Genomic DNA, 15,804 nt, shown 5'->3' on the forward strand with positions numbered 1-15,804 from the left:
TCAATTTTTAAAGTTACCGCAGACTATAACCTTGTTCTGTTTTTCGAGCAATAACACTAATTATCTAAAAAAGAGCTTCTTGAGCAATATAAATAAGTATAAAGAGTAGCTTTGTTTAAAACTGTAAATATAAACAAAGCTACTGGTTGGAACTAATTTAGTACAGCTTTAAAAGCCAAATACTTGCGCTGCGATAGTCATTGTCACTAGCGTAATTAATACAATGGCGACAATATTTAGCACAAAGCCGGCTCTTATCATGTCGCGCATTTGAATTTGCCCTGAGCCAAACACAATAGCGTTTGGTGGTGTTGCTACAGGCATCATAAATGCGCAACTACACGCAATAGCAGCAGGAATAACCCATACAAGGGGTGAACCTGTTATCGATTCAGCAACAGGACCTAATAACGGTAAGAAACCTGCAGCGGTTGCTGTATTGCTTGTAATTTCAGTTAAAAATGTAATTAAAGCAACCACAACAAGTACGCTCATAACAAGAGGAATCGCACTTGCGCCTTCAATCATGTGAGCAATAAACTCGGCAAGACCTGACGATTTAATTTGAGATGCAAGCGTAAGTCCGCCCCCAAACAATAGCAATACGCCCCAAGGCACTTGTGAGGCGTTTTGCCAATCAAGAATACGCTCATCACTGCCTTTATTAGCAGGCATTACAAACAGCAGTAATGCAGCAGCAATTGCAATTGTAGTATCTGAAATTTTAAGACCTGTTATATCACCCAATAAAGGTCTAAATATCCAGCAAAGTGCAGCAAGCACAAATACAAACAATACGCCTTTTTCTGCGCGTTGCATTATTCCAAGCTTTTTTAACTGTTCAGAAAATACCGCTTTGGTATCAATTTTTTGATCGTTTTTAACATTAGCATCTACTTTATACGCAAATTTGGTAAGCCAAACCCAACTAATAATAAGCATACTTAAAGACAGTGGTACGCCTACAATCATCCACTGAGCAAAGCCTATTTCAATTTGGTAACTGTCAGATAGGTATGCAGCCATTAATGCATTAGGCGGTGTACCAATTAAAGTAGCAATACCACCAATGCTTGCACCATAAGCAATTGATAGTAGCAATGCTTTGCCAAACCCTTCATTACTTGGGTCTGATTGCTTAACCAAATTGGTAATTGAAAGTGCAATAGGCAACATCATTACGGCTGTCGCAGTATTAGACATCCACATAGATAAAAATGCAGTAACAAGCATCATAGCTAAAATTTGTAAACTTGGTTTTTTACCCGCATATAACATGGTGCTAAGCGCTATACGTTTATGTAACCCCCATCGCTCCATAGCGATAGAGATTAAAAATCCGCCTAAAAATAAAAAGATTAACGGGTGTGCATATGGCGCAGCCACACTTTTTATTGCTGCTATGTCAGCCAGTGGTGATATTACCAGTGGTAGCAATGCAGTTGCCGGAATTGGTACAACTTCACTTACCCACCACGATGCCATCCAAAACGCTATACCTGCGGTTTTAAATGCCGCAACCGACATTCCTGTTGGCGGATCAAGTAAACATGTTAATAGCATTACTAAAGGGCCCAGTACTAAAAAAAGCCATTGAAAATGTCTGTTCTTATCTGGTTCTTGCGTCAATATATTATCTGTCATGGCTAGCCTCTAAAACTTGTATTTAAGACCAAGCGCAACACTGCTGTCGTCTTGTTCTTCTAAATTAAGATCGGTATATAAAAGATAAGCTGTAGTTTGCTTATCAAATACATAATCAAGGCCTGTGCTCCATTGCGTTGCCTCAGATGCTTGACGAAGAGTTGAGTCATCTTTACCAAATTGAATTTTTGGCACCCACTTATCAAGTGTATAACTGGCACTTAATACGTAACCATTGCCCGACTTTGTGCCATCTACTGATTCTGAATGTTGGTATAACGCACCAAGTTGTAATTGTTCGAACTTATAAACACCAACAAGGCGGCTTGCTTTTACATTGTTAAGTGAATCTACATGACTGAACGACACATAATATGAAGTACTTTTTAAATTACGGTCGCCATAAATAAGCGTAGCAGCAAAGCCTGCTTTATCGTCTTTATTGTCATCTTTTGGCGCATAAGTAAATGAAAACTGCGTATTATGCCAATAGTTTGAGGTGTAAGTTATTGTGTCACCGAGGCGGTCTTGACCTGCAATAACCTGTGCCATATCGGCTTGAGTTTCGTTAAAGTTATCGAGTTTACCTTCAGAGTATTTAAAGCGAGTGTCGTTACGACCTACAACAACTTCACCAAAAGCACCTTTTAAACCTAAGTAAGTATTACGTGCAGTAAAAGGCTCTTGCGTATCATCTTCTTCAAAACCTTTAACTTGTACCTCATATTTAAAAACAGCACTTAAATATTCGTTAAGTTTATGATCGCCCTTAATACCAATACGCGAGTATGGCGCTTCAATTTGAGTACCCTCTTCGGCATAACGCATTATGCCCGTATCAGTACTGGCAATTTGTACTTCGGCTTTACCGTATACAGCGTACTCTGCAGCAAAAGATGTGTGTGAAAATGTAGCTAAGCAACCATAGGATAGAAATAAAATACAGGTGTGTGTAGTTTTTGTCATCGTGTGCCCTAATTATTAGAATCTACTTGTTGTAGCGCTAATAAGGCAACTTTACTGCCAAGTGTATAAAAGCAATCTATTTCAATAGCTTACTAAAATAAGTCGTTTAATTTAAATAAAAGCGTGTGAATTACCACACATAAGAAAGTGGGTCTTGTCACCAAACCCACACATTTAGTCAGTAAACATATCTCTATTAAGATTGTATTTACTCATTTTATCGTAAAGTGTTTTACGAGCAATTTGCAGTGTTTCCATGGTGTTTTTAATACTGCCGTGGTTTTGCTCAAGCGCGTACTCAATAAGTGACTGCTCATAAAAAGAGACTTTTTCAGATAAGCTTAAATCGGGAGATAAGCCACCTAATTGTTGTGTTTTAACTTCAGCAAAGGCAAGTTCGGCACCAAGTAATACAGCTCGCTCTGCTTGATTTCTTAGCTCTCTCACATTGCCCGGCCAGTCATAGGCAACTAACCGCTGTTGTATTTCGTAATTTACTGCCGCCGGCGGCTTATGATAGCGAGTTGCAGCAATAGAGCTAAAGTGTTTAAACAAAAGTAATATGTCAGCTTTTCGCTCTCGTAATGGCGGAATATTAACGTTAACCAAACTAAGTCTGTAATATAAATCAGCTCTAAAATCACCCTTTTCAACTAACGCAAGTAAGTCTACTTTTGTAGCTGCAACAATTCTGATGTTTAAATCAATTGCTTTGTTATCGCCTACAGGTGTTACTTTTCGCTCTTCTAATACGCGTAATAACTTAACTTGCAGTGCCATTGGAGTGCTTTCTATTTCATCTAAAAAGACCGTACCACCTTGTGCATATTCAAACTTACCTTTTCGACTTTGAGTAGCCCCTGTATATGCACCACTTGCTGCACCAAACAATTCGCTTTCTATTAACTGCTCTGGTACTGCGCCACAATTAATAGCAACAAAATTACAGCTAGAGCGATTACTCTGATCATGTAGATACCGCGCTACAAGTTCTTTACCTGTGCCAGTTTCACCTTCAATCATTACATCGGTTGGGGTATCTATAATTGTGTTTAATAAGTGCATCATGTGTTGCATTTTAGGTGTGTCACCTAGTATGCGTACACCTGGGGCTGAGGTTTTCTGTACAGCTACTTTTAATGCGCGGTTCTCCATAACAAGGCTTCGTTTGTCGCACGCTCGTGCTATGCAATCAAGAAGATGTTCGTTAACTGGTTTTTCAAATAAATCATACGCACCTAATTGCATCGCTTTAACTGCTATCGATACATCAGCGTAGCCAGTTAAAAATATTACAGGGAGCTCACTATCAAAAGCCGTTATTTGCTCTAAAAGCGTTAAGCCATCCATGTTCGGCATATTTATATCGCTCAGCACAACTCCAGCAAAGCGCCTATTGAGTTTGCTAAGAGCGGTACTTGCGTCATTAAAGCACTCAACGGTGTATCCTTCGAGAGTGAGCAATTGCTTTAAAGAGTCTCTGATCATTGCTTCATCATCAATGACTATTATGTGATTACATGGGGAGCTATCAATCATCTTTATTTTCCTGCCTGTTAGAGAGGCTAATTATAAATTCAGCCCCGCCTTCAACTCGATTGTGCGCGCTCAAACAACCATTAAACGAATCTATTATTTGTTTTGATATAGATAAACCAAGGCCTAAACCTTTACTTGATTTAGTACTATAAAAAGGTTCAAATAAATTACCAAATGCATGTTGCTCAATACCAGAGCCAGTATCTAAAATCGACAGTTTTACTCGCTCTTCAAAACACTCCAGCTGAAAACTTAAGTTACGAATAATTGCGCCATTCATAGCTTGGCTAGCATTAGTAATTAAATTAACCAGTACTTGTTCAAATTTAAGCGAATCGACCCACACAACGACTGTTTCATCAAACTGAGGTGGCTCTACTTGTACGTTATCTTGCTTTAACTGCGCGCTAGAAATCATTAATGCGTTATTAACAAGCCCTGCAAGAGGGTAAGGTCTGAGCTGCATTTTTGAAGGTTTACTAAAATGCTTTAACTGACCTACAATTTGGTGCACTCGATTAACTAATCCCTCAATCACTACTAAGCTTTCACCAAGTGCTGAAGTATTTCCTTTAGCTAATAAACGCTTTGCCGAAGCTAAATAAGTATTAATAGCACTGAGCGGCTGGTTTATTTCGTGGTTGATTCCTGCACTTAGCTGTCCTATTGTCGCAAGCTTTGCAGACTGCACTAAAGCCGTTTGTACTTTTTCCAAAGCCTGAGTGCGCTCAAGGACTTCAAGTTCAAGGCTATGTCTGGAGTACACCAGCTTTTTATAACCCGCAAACCGAGTTAATAAAATATAACTAATAATAATAACTAAGCTACAGATAATAAATACCCAAAATAAGCGTGGCAGTTGAGCTGAATTAACTTTTGTTATATCAACGAGTACGTTCATTGTGGCATTAAAATATCGTAAAGGTCTTTGCGACATTACGTAAAGTTTTTTATCTATTTTTAAATGTTTAATACCTTCATTAGAAAATTGAAACTGCTTAATATACAAAGGCTGATGATCTAAATAAGCCCGACGAGATTTAATATCTCTGCGCATAGTTATATCAAGTTCAGTGAAGCTGTTTAATCGCCACGTTTGCATGTCTGACATTGCAATTACCTCATCTGCAAGCTGCAAAAAAAAGTGACTACCCTTTGAAGTATTTAGAAGCTCTCTGTCATCCTCAAATTTACTTACATTCACTTTTAACACAACAACACCAATGGCTTTATTGTCGCGATATACTGCTTGTGAAAAGTAAATACCACGCTCTTTAGAGCGCATGCCTAATGCAAAGTACGCTACTTTTTCGCCTGCAAATGCACGTTTGAAATAAGGTCTAAACGCAAAGTTGCTACCTAAAAAAGTATAATCTGCTTGCCAATTACTACTGGCAATAACTTCGCCTTGAGTATTTAGAACAAAAATATCTGAGGCACCGCTAGCTTGTTGAATATCAGCAAGGTAGTTATTAATAGCGTTATAGTGCTGTGGCTGCGCATCTACAAAGTCTATCATTAACGAGTTATAGGTAAGTAACTGGGGAATAGCAGAAAAACGAGCAAGCTCAGTATCAATATAGTTATTTAATTGCGTAACTTGGCGCTCAGCCTGGTAGGTTGCTTGCTCAACATCATGAGAACGACCAAGCCAAAACGTAACAACTAATATAAGTACGAGTAACACACAAACAGTAATGATTTTTTTAGAAAAAGAAAACATGAAGAACTCGCAAAAAATAGCCAAGAAAATTTTAGGGCGCTAGTGTAACGGCTAATCTCTAGCAGAGATATAAACTTTTTGTTAACAACAGTTTTAAAGTGTTTAAAAACAAAAATCGCCATAAACAACTATGTTTACAGCGATCTGTTTAGCATTAAATTAAAAAACAATTAATTTGTAGCTAATGTTGATCTATTTTTAACATATTTATATAAGCCAATTAACGACGCTGCAATCCAAAATATCTCGATTACAAAGCTCGCTAAATTAAAGTTATAACAAAGGCTAATTAACAGTAAAATTGCCCCTGTTAAATTCATCATATTATACGTTAAGCTAGCTGGAGATGTTTTACCTAGCTGCAGTAAAAAAAATGAACCAACTACTAAAAAAGTACCTGTCATGCCTATGATGTCAAATAAGAGTGCTATCACGAAACTATCCTTTATCCATTTTTAAATAACCCAATAAACTGGCCCGATCCATGGGGAGGGTATTTTTTCATTCATTGAAACAGCAAACCGGGCGATTCTATCAATATGGTAAATTCTAACAAGGCCATATGTCCGCATGCACAAGGCTTTATACTTATTCGCTTAATTAAGTATTATTGCGGTTTAATATTACTTCATATACCTTATTTAAAGGTTACTTTGCCGCCAATTATTTTATAGGCCGGCGCACCGCGAATAATCGCTTCTCGGGCAAATGGCCGACTGCAATTAGGGCAAATACAGGGCTCTTGTGTAAAGTCTTGACTAATACGCTCTTTAAAACACTTAACTAATGCTCCTTTGCCTCCTTTTCGGTATTTAAATAAGGAAGCTTTACAGGCTGAGCAAAAAATATCGACCGTTTTAGTAGGGCCTTTTTTATTGGGTTTTGCCATTACGTCCTACTGGATTATAAAAAGTAATTAACTATGATATCAGTTTAGATAGGTAAAGGTTATAACAGGAACTTAGAATTTTTATGCGGTATGTTTATTGAAAAAGCTCATAATAGTTTTGTGGCTATAAATAAATACATCCTAATCTTTAAAAAAGAAGCGGTTTAACTGAGATGACAATACATTCATATTAAAAGGTTTGACTATAAACCCTGATACCTTAGCTGCAATAACTTGCTTAACTTTATCTGTACTGTCTTCACAAGTAACCATTAAAACGGGAATATCAGCGAGTTCATTATCTTTTCGAATGTTAGTAAGTAAACTAACGCCATCCATTTTTGGCATATGAAGGTCAGTAATAACCAAATCGAAATGTTGATTACGCAGAAATACCAAAGCTTGCAATCCATCAGTTGCTTCAACGATATTGCTATACTCTAGTTTTCTAAGCATATTAATTAATACGTGTCGCATGAGTGGCATATCATCAACAACTAATATTTTCATTAGTTTCTTTACCAAATTGTATAATGGGATTATATAAAACTACTCTACTCGTAGATAAGGATCAAATTTGGATTTGCTGATTATTTAAATCTTACGGCCATATCCCTAAAATGAGCCCCATTAACGAAAATTGTAAAATATGGTACCCCCCGTTAATTAAAAAAAGCTTTAGAGGGCGTTGCTCAAATATATAACTCAATCCAAATGAACTACTGATCCAAAAAAAGCCGATCACAAAGCCGGCTCCTATACTTTCACCTACGCTTGCATCCTTACCTAAAAAAAGAGATAGCATTAAAGCCGCTATAAAAACTAAAAAAAAACTGCCACCAAATATCAACTTAGGGTTAGCCGATTGTAAATCCAGATCAGTTAAGCCAATACTTTCTAGCCAGGCATTTTTAAAGAGAGCTTTTGAATACCATATACCACCAAGCATAAAAGAAGACAGTGCAGCCACTAGTATCGCAAAATAATCAACATCTAAAAGGTTCATACAAACAGCCATATACAAAAAGTGTAATACCGTTTGGTATTAAATATTAACGGTATAAAGATACTCCCAATGTAGTTATAAATAGGGGATTGAGCAAATGGCCTAACTTAAATTAATTTTTGGTATAGAAGGTAATTATAAAAATAAAATTTATAAATCGCCAAATTTTGCATTGGTCAATAAGGCTAAATCAGTTGGCGAGAGTGCTATTTCTAAGCCTCTTTTTCCGGCGCTCACATAAATAGTGTCAAAGAGAGAAGCACTGCTATGAATAAACGTAGCTAGACGTTTTTTTTGTCCAAGCGGACTCACCCCTCCTAAAATATAACCGGTACTAACTTGTACTTTTTGTGGGGCAGCCATAATTACTTTTTTAGCCCCACATAATTTAGCTAACTGTTTTAAATTAACTTGTTGAGATACAGGCGTTACAGCAACAATCAGATGCCCTTCATGTGTTTCAAGTACTAAGGTTTTAAATACTTGTGCACTGTCTAAATTTAACTTTTCAACGGCTTCAAGCCCGTAATGACTATTATTCTTATCGTGCTCATAACTGAGTACTTCAAAGGTTTTTTTTTGCTTTTTAAGCAGATCTATTGCTGGTGTCATGCTGTTTCATCTTTTTTATTCACAGTAACAAAAATTAAGTTTAAAGCAAAAAAAACGACGCTAAAAGCGTCGTTTTTTTGTTCATAATAATTTAAATTTATTTAGTTAAATCATCAAAAAACTTTTTAACACCGTCAAAAAAGCCTTGCTCTTTAGGACGGTTTTTAGAGCTATCTGTGCCCATGCTTTCATCTAACTCTTGAAGTAGTTCACGTTGACGCTCGTTAAGATTAACTGGCGTTTCGATTACCACTTTACAAATTAGATCGCCTTGGGCACCACTGCGTACAGACTTAACACCTTTGCCACGCATACGGAACATTTTGCCCGTTTGAGTTTCAGACGGTATTTTAAGTTTTGCACGACCATCAAGTGTTGGCACCTGAATTTCGCCACCTAGGCCTGCTGTAGTAAAGCTAATTGGTACTTCACAATATAAATTATTCGCTTCACGTACAAATATTTCATGTTCACGAACCGATACTTGCACATACAAGTCGCCCGATGGCGCGCCATGCATTCCGGCTTCGCCTTCACCCGTTAAGCGAATACGGTCGCCTGTATCAACGCCAGCTGGAATTTTAACTGAAAGCGTTTTAGTTTTTTCTACGCGGCCTTGTCCATGACAACTGTTACAAGGGTCTGAAATAATTTGACCTTGTCCCTGACACGTTGGACACGTTTGCTGAACAGCAAAGAAACCTTGGCGCATTTGCACCTGGCCAGCACCATGACATGTAGTACATGTTTTAGGTTTAGAACCCGCTTTAGCACCACTGCCATCACATGGCTCACAACCAACCCATGTAGGTACTTTAATTTCAACTTCTTTACCACGAACAGCTTCTTCTAAGCTTAAGTCCATGTTGTAACGTAAATCAGATCCACGTTGTTGACGAGATTGACGTCGACCACCGCCGCCACCAAAAATATCGCCAAATACATCGCCAAATACATCACCAAAGTCGCCATGTCCGCCACCAAAACCACCGTGACCACCGCCACCACCTTGTTCAAAGGCTGCGTGACCATGTTGGTCATACATTTGACGTTTTTGATCATCGGTTAGTATTTCGTACGCTTCTTTAACTTCTTTAAATTTTATTTCGAGATCTTTATCGCCTGCGGTACGATCTGGATGATATTTCATCGCTAAGCGTTTATACGCTTTTTTTATGTCTCGCTCACTCGCATCTTTGCTTACGCCGAGGACTTCGTAATAATCGCGTTTTGACATATCTATCACACTACTCTTTTCTGTTTACAGCGTAAGCTGCAGGATAAATCGATAAATCGCATCGATTTATCATTGAATTTTTAAACCTTGAATACATGCAAAAGGCGCGACAAGCTATTGCTCGCGCGCCTCAATTGTTCATCCTAACCTAAACACCTAACTGAGTTAAGTGTTTTTGGCTAGCGAGAAGCGGTAGCAACAATTACTTGTCGTCTTTCACTTCTTCGAACTCTGCATCAACAACGTCGTCGTCTTGCTTAGTTGACTGTTGTTCGCCAGCGTCTGCTGAACCTTGCTGTGCTTTCGCTTGAGCAATTTCCATTAGTTTTTGAGACTTTTCAGCAAGAGCTTGAGTTTTAGCTTCAATCTCTTCTTTATTGTCGCTCTTAATTGCAGCTTCTAAATCTACAACAGCAGCTTCAATTGCTTCTTTGTCTTCGTTTGGTAATGCATCGCCAGCTTCTTCAATTTGCTTACGTGTACCGTGAACTAAAGCGTCAGCTTGGTTACGAGCAGCTACAAGTTCTTCAAACTTTTTATCGTCTTCAGCATGTGCTTCTGCATCACGAACCATCGCTTCAATTTCGTCATCGCTTAAGCCTGAAGATGCTTGAATAGTAATTTTTTGCTCTTTACCTGTATCTTTATCTTTAGCAGATACATGTAAGATACCATCGGCATCAACATCAAATGTTACTTCGATTTGTGGTGTACCACGTTGTGCTGGACGAATACCTTCTAGGTTAAATTGACCTAGAGATTTATTGTCGCTTGAACGTTTACGCTCACCTTGAAGTACATGGATTGTTACAGCAGATTGATTATCTTCAGCTGTTGAGAACGTTTGCGATTTCTTAGTAGGAATCGTCGTGTTTTTCTCAATCAATGCAGTCATTACTGAACCCATTGTCTCAATACCTAGAGATAATGGAGAAACGTCTAGTAATAGTACATCTTTAACGTCACCAGCAAGTACACCACCTTGAATCGCTGCGCCTACNCGGCTACTGCTTCATCAGGGTTAACATCTTTACGAGGCTCTTTACCGAAGAACTCTGCAACGATTTTTTGTACTAAAGGCATACGTGTTTGACCACCAACAAGAATAATGTCGTTGATGTCGCTTACTGATAAATCAGCATCAGCAAGTGCACGTTTAAGTGGCTCAATTGTTTTAGTTACTAAATCTTCAACTAGTGACTCAAGCTTAGCACGTGTTAGTTTCACGTTCATGTGCTTAGGACCAGATGCATCAGCAGTTACATACGGAAGGTTTACTTCTGTAGACTGTGCAGATGAAAGTTCAATTTTTGCTTTTTCAGCAGCTTCTTTAACACGTTGCATTGCAAGCGGATCATTTTTAAGGTCTAAGCCTTGATCTTTCTTGAATTCAGCTACTAAGTAATTGATTACGCGGTTATCGAAATCTTCACCACCTAAGTGAGTGTCGCCGTTTGTAGCTAGTACTTCAAATGTGTGCTCGCCTTCAACTTCATCAATTTCAATGATTGATAAATCGAAAGTACCGCCACCTAAGTCATATACTGCAACTACGTTTTCGCCACGGTTTTTATCCATGCCGTAAGCAAGTGCCGCAGCAGTTGGCTCATTGATAATACGTTTAACTTCAAGACCCGCAATACGACCAGCATCTTTCGTAGCTTGACGTTGTGAATCATTAAAGTATGCAGGTACTGTGATTACGGCTTCAGTTACTTCTTCACCTAAGAAGTCTTCAGCTGTTTTCTTCATTTTTTTCAGTACTTCAGCAGAAATTTGTGGTGCAGCGCGTTTTTCGCCGCCCGCTTCTACCCATGCATCGCCGTTATCAGCTTTAACAATTTTAAACGGCATGATGCCGATATCGCGTTGTACTTCTTCGTCTTCAAAGCGACGACCAATTAAACGCTTAATTGCAAATAATGTGTTTGTCGGGTTAGTAACCGCTTGACGCTTAGCAGATTGACCTACTAATGTTTCGCCGTCTTGCGTATAAGCAATAATAGACGGGGTTGTGCGATCGCCTTCCGCGTTTTCAATAACACGTGCTTTGCCACCATCAAGTACTGCAACACAAGAGTTTGTAGTACCTAAATCTATTCCAATAATTTTACCCATGAAATCTCTCCAACTTCAATATTCGTTAAACGTTCGATGACTAGTAAATAGGGTTGCTCCAAACTTATTTCAACTGTAAAAATGAAAAAAAATTCATTTTTTGTGATTTATTTACAAAATAACCCTAATAGTTGTAAGGAATGGTGATTTTTACACCGCCAGGGACGCTTTTAATTACTGGTCTGACTAGTTTGATTGTGTTATAAATTTATTAAATCGCACTACAAAAGGATATCTTCTATGCATTTTGAGCAACTACTTCAACAAGCGGAAAAAATTGGTCAAGCCGAAAATACAGAACAATTAAATAGTACAATGCAATTTCCAGAAAACTGGTGCCAAGGCAGAACTGCTTTTGGTGGGCTTTCAGCCGCACTGTTGTATCAAGCAATCAGAGGTAAGGTAACGGATGATCGTCGCTTACTTTCACTCAGTACTAATTTTGTAGGACCATTACTTGCCGATACTCCTTTTTCATTGTCTGTTGAAATACTGCGCCAAGGTAAAAGCAGTACACAGGTACTCGCCAAAGCGATTCAAAATGAACAAGTGTGCGTAATTGTACAAGCGTGTTTTGCTAAAAGTAGAGAGTCGGGTATTAATGTGCCTGTTTCGAAGTCTTTGGGTTTAAAGCCAGTAGATGAGCGCCACACGTTACCTTTTATAAAAGGTCAGATGCCTGAATTTTTCCAACATGTTGATTTGTGCCCACAGCAAGGTGCTATGCCATTTAGTAGTGCAGAAACCTCTCATTTAGGTGGCTGGATGCGCTTTAAACATACGCCCGAACAAATAACTGAAGCCCATGTGATTGCACTTACCGATGCATGGCCGCCAACACTTTTACAAATGTTTAAACAACCCGCTCCTGCAAGTAGCATGTCGTGGTATTTAGAATTTGTGCAAGAGCCAAACTTAACACCTGGAGAATGGCTTGGCTTTGAAGCAATCACTCATCATTCAAAAGATGGTTACGGTTTAGAAGATGGCTGTATATGGTCGCAGTCGGGTGAGCTAATAGCGCTTACACGTCAAACAGTGGCTTTATTTGATTGATGAATGGGTTTGGCCTTCATCAACAATCCTTTTATAAGTACCATTTTGCTTGATGAGCGCCAAACCAATATCAAACTCAGTAGCTAAAGAGAAGTTGTTAAAATAAGCGGGTCGATCTGCTTTTGGAAATAAAGTGTAAATTTGCACAGCTTCGGGGGATTTATGTTGATTGTAGTAATAGTAAAAAATACGCTTATCTAACACAATTACATCAACCCAACCTTTTAACAGCTTATCTACCTGCGCTTTTTGATTAATAACCTCTTGATATGAGCTAAAGTGTTTAACATTCCTTTTGAATATAGGAGGCAGATATGCCGTTGCATTTTGAAAAGCAAGAACGTTTTTATTAAACATGCCTTCTATTTTATCAATGTTATATTTATTTCGCTTGAGTGTAATGGCCACATTTTCATAACTAAGTACCGTTTTACTTGGATAAATACCCGCACTAATTCCTCCAGCATAATTTAAAAGTATATCTACTCCTTTATTATGTAATTGATGCTCAGCGCGTTTATTCGACATATATTGCACATTAATATTGGCAAATCCATTGGCCTTTAACGCGGCTTTTATTAAATTTAGGTGTATACCCGAGTCTGTTTTTACAAAAACATAGGGTGGAATTGATGCGCTCGCAGCGATCATTACCTCTCGCTCTTTATTAATAGCCACAGCATTTTTCGAGCAAATAAAGAGCCACATTAATATGTAGTAAAAATAATATTTCACACGCTTCCTTTATATAACGAACAGCTTGATAGCAGAACGCGTTGTATTAATGTATTAAATATAGCAAAATTGAAGAAATATTCTTCTTGCTTGGTATTAAATTGCAAACTGTATGCCCCTGCTGCGATCTGATCATAGATATACCTCGCATAATCGCAAAACAAATGGCGATATGCCCACATTGCCACCATAAACTTTGCGAAGCCGATGTTAATCACGATAGTCGTATAGTTGCACTAAGCTTTAGCGCACTATTAATGCTGCTGAGCAGTATGTTTTACCCTTTTATTTCTTTTAGCAGTAGTGGTATTACTCAAACTATTACTCTGCCCGACGCGGCTCGAATTTTATTTAATTACGATAGTGAACTGCTTGGCTTATTTATTGATTTGAGCATTATTGCTCTACCTATGGGTTTGCTTCTTATTTTAATTCCTTTGCATCTTGGGCTTTTAAAAACATTACCAGAGGGCATAGCAAGGCGACTACTAAAGTTCACCCTTGCGTTAGAGCCCTGGATTATGTCGGAAATATTTTTAATTGGCGTACTTGTTAGTATGGTTAAAATCATGTCGCTTGCTGATATTAGCTTTGGCACGAGTTTTTGGGCTTATGTGGGGTTTGTTATTTTATACATAGCTGCGCTTGTTCACTTAAATCGCCCACGCTTATGGGCTCAAATAAAGCCTGTAAAAGTACTTGAAGGCGCAGAGCATGCTAAACGTGCAATAGATGAAAATATTAAAGCCTGTCATGTTTGCCATCAACTATGTACCGGTAATATTTGTCAGCGTTGCCATACAAAAACGCACGTTAGAAATCCTTACAGCGTACAAAAAGCAGCAGCTTGGCTAATTACCTCTGTTGTTTGTTATATTCCAGCTAATGTGTTGCCTATTATGCATACCACTAGCCTTGGGGATGAATCGCCTTCAACTTTAATTGGTGGCGTAATTACACTTTGGAAAAGTGGCTCCTACCCTATTGCCGCTATTATATTTTTAGCCAGCGTTGTGGTACCACTTGCTAAAGCTTTTGTGTTGAGCTTTTTATGCTTTATGGTAACGAGGCCTGCCAATAGACATACAAAAAGTTACACCCGAATTTATCAACTAACTGAATTTATTGGAAAATGGTCGATGATAGATGTATTCGTGGTTGCTATTTTAGTTGCCTTAGTTCAACTGGGTAATTTAATGTCAGTAACACCAGGATTAGGCATTGTATTTTTTACAGTTATGGTAATATGCCAAATGATGGCTGCCCATGCCTTTGACCCACGCTTGTTGTGGGATTCCCCTAAAAACAAAAAATCAGAGAACAAAGCATGACCGAAACTGCCGAAATAACAAAAGAACCGAAAATTTCCGCTATCTGGATCATTCCGGCAATTGCGCTGTTAGTGGGCATGTGGATGTTATACCAATACCAAGCTAATAAAGGCCCTACAATTTTTATCGAAATGCCACAAGCTGAGGGCATTATTGCAGGTAAAACTGAAATAAAAGTGCGCAGTGTAAAAATAGGTCAAATTGATCATGTTCGACTATCAGACACCCAAGACAGCGTTATTGCCCGTGCGCAAATAGACAAAAACTACAATAACTTATTAACCGATGATGCCAAAATTTGGGTCGTAAAACCACGCATTGATGAAACGGGTATTAGCGGAATGAGTACGCTATTGTCTGGTGTATATTTAGAGTTTTCACCCGGTGAAAGTAAAGAGCTAAAAGAGCGTTTTAAATTACAAGACGAACCCGCCCTCATTGGTAAAGATGTGAAAGGTGGCCGTTTTAAATTAATGAGTTACAACGCTGAAGTGCTTGATGTGAGTACCGGTATATTTTTCAAAAATTATAAAATAGGGCAAATAGAAACCGCCACTTTTGATTGGGAAAACCAGGCAATGAAGTACGGCGTATTTATTAAAGAACCTTATCAAAATCTCATCACCATGAACTCTATTTTTTGGGTGAACGCAGGGATTGAAATTGACCTATCTGCCGATGGCATCAATATTAATACGGGCTCTTTAAGTAAACTTTTAAAAGGCGGCATTTCGGTTGGCTTACCTGAGCAACAGGCCCCGGGTGAAATAGCACAAGATGGGCATAGCTTTTCGTTAAGCCAAAGCTATAAAGAAGCGCTAGAAGAGCGCTTTTACGATTTTGATTACTACCTCATTGAATTTGAACAATCAGTTCGAGGACTACGCACAGGTGCTCCTGTCGAATATAGAGGTATGCGTGTAGGTACTGTTGTTGAAACCCCTGCCA

General features: G+C 38.4%; 13 protein-coding genes and 2 pseudogenes (1 of these 15 only partly in view). 3 read left to right on the forward strand and 12 right to left on the reverse strand.

The features are described from left to right. Window positions 1-168: 168 nt before the first annotated feature. The 11 genes and pseudogenes from L654_RS0123485 to dnaK all read right to left on the reverse strand — a co-directional run bounded on the left by L654_RS0123485 (window position 169) and on the right by dnaK (window position 11,734). On the reverse strand, window positions 169-1,644 hold the full coding sequence (locus L654_RS0123485) for a DASS family sodium-coupled anion symporter (RefSeq protein WP_024609206.1): 1,476 nt from the start codon (window positions 1,642-1,644) through the stop codon (window positions 169-171). A gap of 9 nt (window positions 1,645-1,653) precedes the next feature. Beyond that, window positions 1,654-2,610, reverse strand: a complete 957-nt coding sequence (locus tag L654_RS0123490; protein ID WP_024609207.1) for a porin — start codon at window positions 2,608-2,610, stop codon at window positions 1,654-1,656. A gap of 174 nt (window positions 2,611-2,784) precedes the next feature. Beyond that, complete coding sequence (locus L654_RS0123495; protein WP_024609208.1) at window positions 2,785-4,149, reverse strand: sigma-54 dependent transcriptional regulator; 1,365 nt, start codon at window positions 4,147-4,149, stop codon at window positions 2,785-2,787. Continuing rightward, window positions 4,142-5,872, reverse strand: a complete 1,731-nt coding sequence (locus L654_RS0123500) for a cache domain-containing protein (protein WP_010553936.1) — start codon at window positions 5,870-5,872, stop codon at window positions 4,142-4,144. Before L654_RS0123500 ends, L654_RS0123495 begins: the two co-directional genes overlap by 8 nt. Window positions 5,873-6,042: 170 nt before the next feature. Continuing rightward, window positions 6,043-6,306: a hypothetical protein gene (locus L654_RS0123505; protein WP_010553937.1), complete on the reverse strand. Its 264-nt coding sequence runs from the start codon at window positions 6,304-6,306 to the stop codon at window positions 6,043-6,045. 203 nt (window positions 6,307-6,509) lie between these two features. Continuing rightward, on the reverse strand, window positions 6,510-6,761 hold the full coding sequence (locus L654_RS0123510) for a hypothetical protein (RefSeq protein ID WP_024595559.1): 252 nt from the start codon (window positions 6,759-6,761) through the stop codon (window positions 6,510-6,512). A 141-nt stretch (window positions 6,762-6,902) separates the two neighbouring features. Continuing rightward, window positions 6,903-7,271 (reverse strand): response regulator, encoded by a 369-nt coding sequence (locus L654_RS0123515; RefSeq protein WP_007585456.1) that lies wholly within the window; start codon window positions 7,269-7,271, stop codon window positions 6,903-6,905. Between the two features lie 91 nt (window positions 7,272-7,362). Further along, on the reverse strand, window positions 7,363-7,767 hold the full coding sequence (locus L654_RS0123520; protein ID WP_024609209.1) for a DUF1761 domain-containing protein: 405 nt from the start codon (window positions 7,765-7,767) through the stop codon (window positions 7,363-7,365). A 150-nt stretch (window positions 7,768-7,917) separates the two neighbouring features. After that, window positions 7,918-8,379, reverse strand: a complete 462-nt coding sequence (gene ybaK / locus L654_RS0123525; protein ID WP_024591802.1) for a Cys-tRNA(Pro) deacylase — start codon at window positions 8,377-8,379, stop codon at window positions 7,918-7,920. 97 nt (window positions 8,380-8,476) lie between these two features. Then, window positions 8,477-9,616 carry a molecular chaperone DnaJ gene (gene dnaJ, locus L654_RS0123530; protein ID WP_010553942.1) on the reverse strand — a complete coding sequence of 380 codons (1,140 nt, stop codon included), beginning with the start codon at window positions 9,614-9,616 and terminating at the stop codon, window positions 8,477-8,479. A 202-nt stretch (window positions 9,617-9,818) separates the two neighbouring features. Beyond that, window positions 9,819-11,734: pseudogene (dnaK, locus tag L654_RS01000000126765) on the reverse strand (molecular chaperone DnaK). A 240-nt stretch (window positions 11,735-11,974) separates the two neighbouring features. Here dnaK and L654_RS0123540 point away from each other — a divergent pair. Next, entirely contained in the window at window positions 11,975-12,790 is an 816-nt protein-coding gene (locus L654_RS0123540; protein WP_024609210.1) for a thioesterase family protein, read from the forward strand. On the opposite strand, the gene L654_RS01000000126770 is transcribed toward L654_RS0123540, so the two are convergent. Further along, window positions 12,779-13,441 (reverse strand): transporter substrate-binding domain-containing protein, encoded by a 663-nt coding sequence (locus tag L654_RS01000000126770; protein ID WP_225305806.1) that lies wholly within the window; start codon window positions 13,439-13,441, stop codon window positions 12,779-12,781. The genes L654_RS0123540 and L654_RS01000000126770 overlap by 12 nt on opposite strands. A 248-nt stretch (window positions 13,442-13,689) precedes the next feature. Between L654_RS01000000126770 and L654_RS0123550 the strand changes: the two genes are divergently transcribed. Next, entirely contained in the window at window positions 13,690-14,856 is a 1,167-nt protein-coding gene (locus L654_RS0123550) for a paraquat-inducible protein A (protein WP_010553945.1), read from the forward strand. Further along, window positions 14,853-15,804 (forward strand): annotated as a pseudogene (pqiB, locus tag L654_RS0123555) (intermembrane transport protein PqiB) (it continues 665 nt past the right edge of the window). The gene L654_RS0123550 and the pseudogene pqiB overlap by 4 nt, the downstream one beginning before the upstream one ends.

Source organism: Pseudoalteromonas sp. TAB23, from assembly GCF_000498075.1.
Taxonomy (GTDB): Bacteria; Pseudomonadota; Gammaproteobacteria; order Enterobacterales; family Alteromonadaceae; genus Pseudoalteromonas; species Pseudoalteromonas arctica.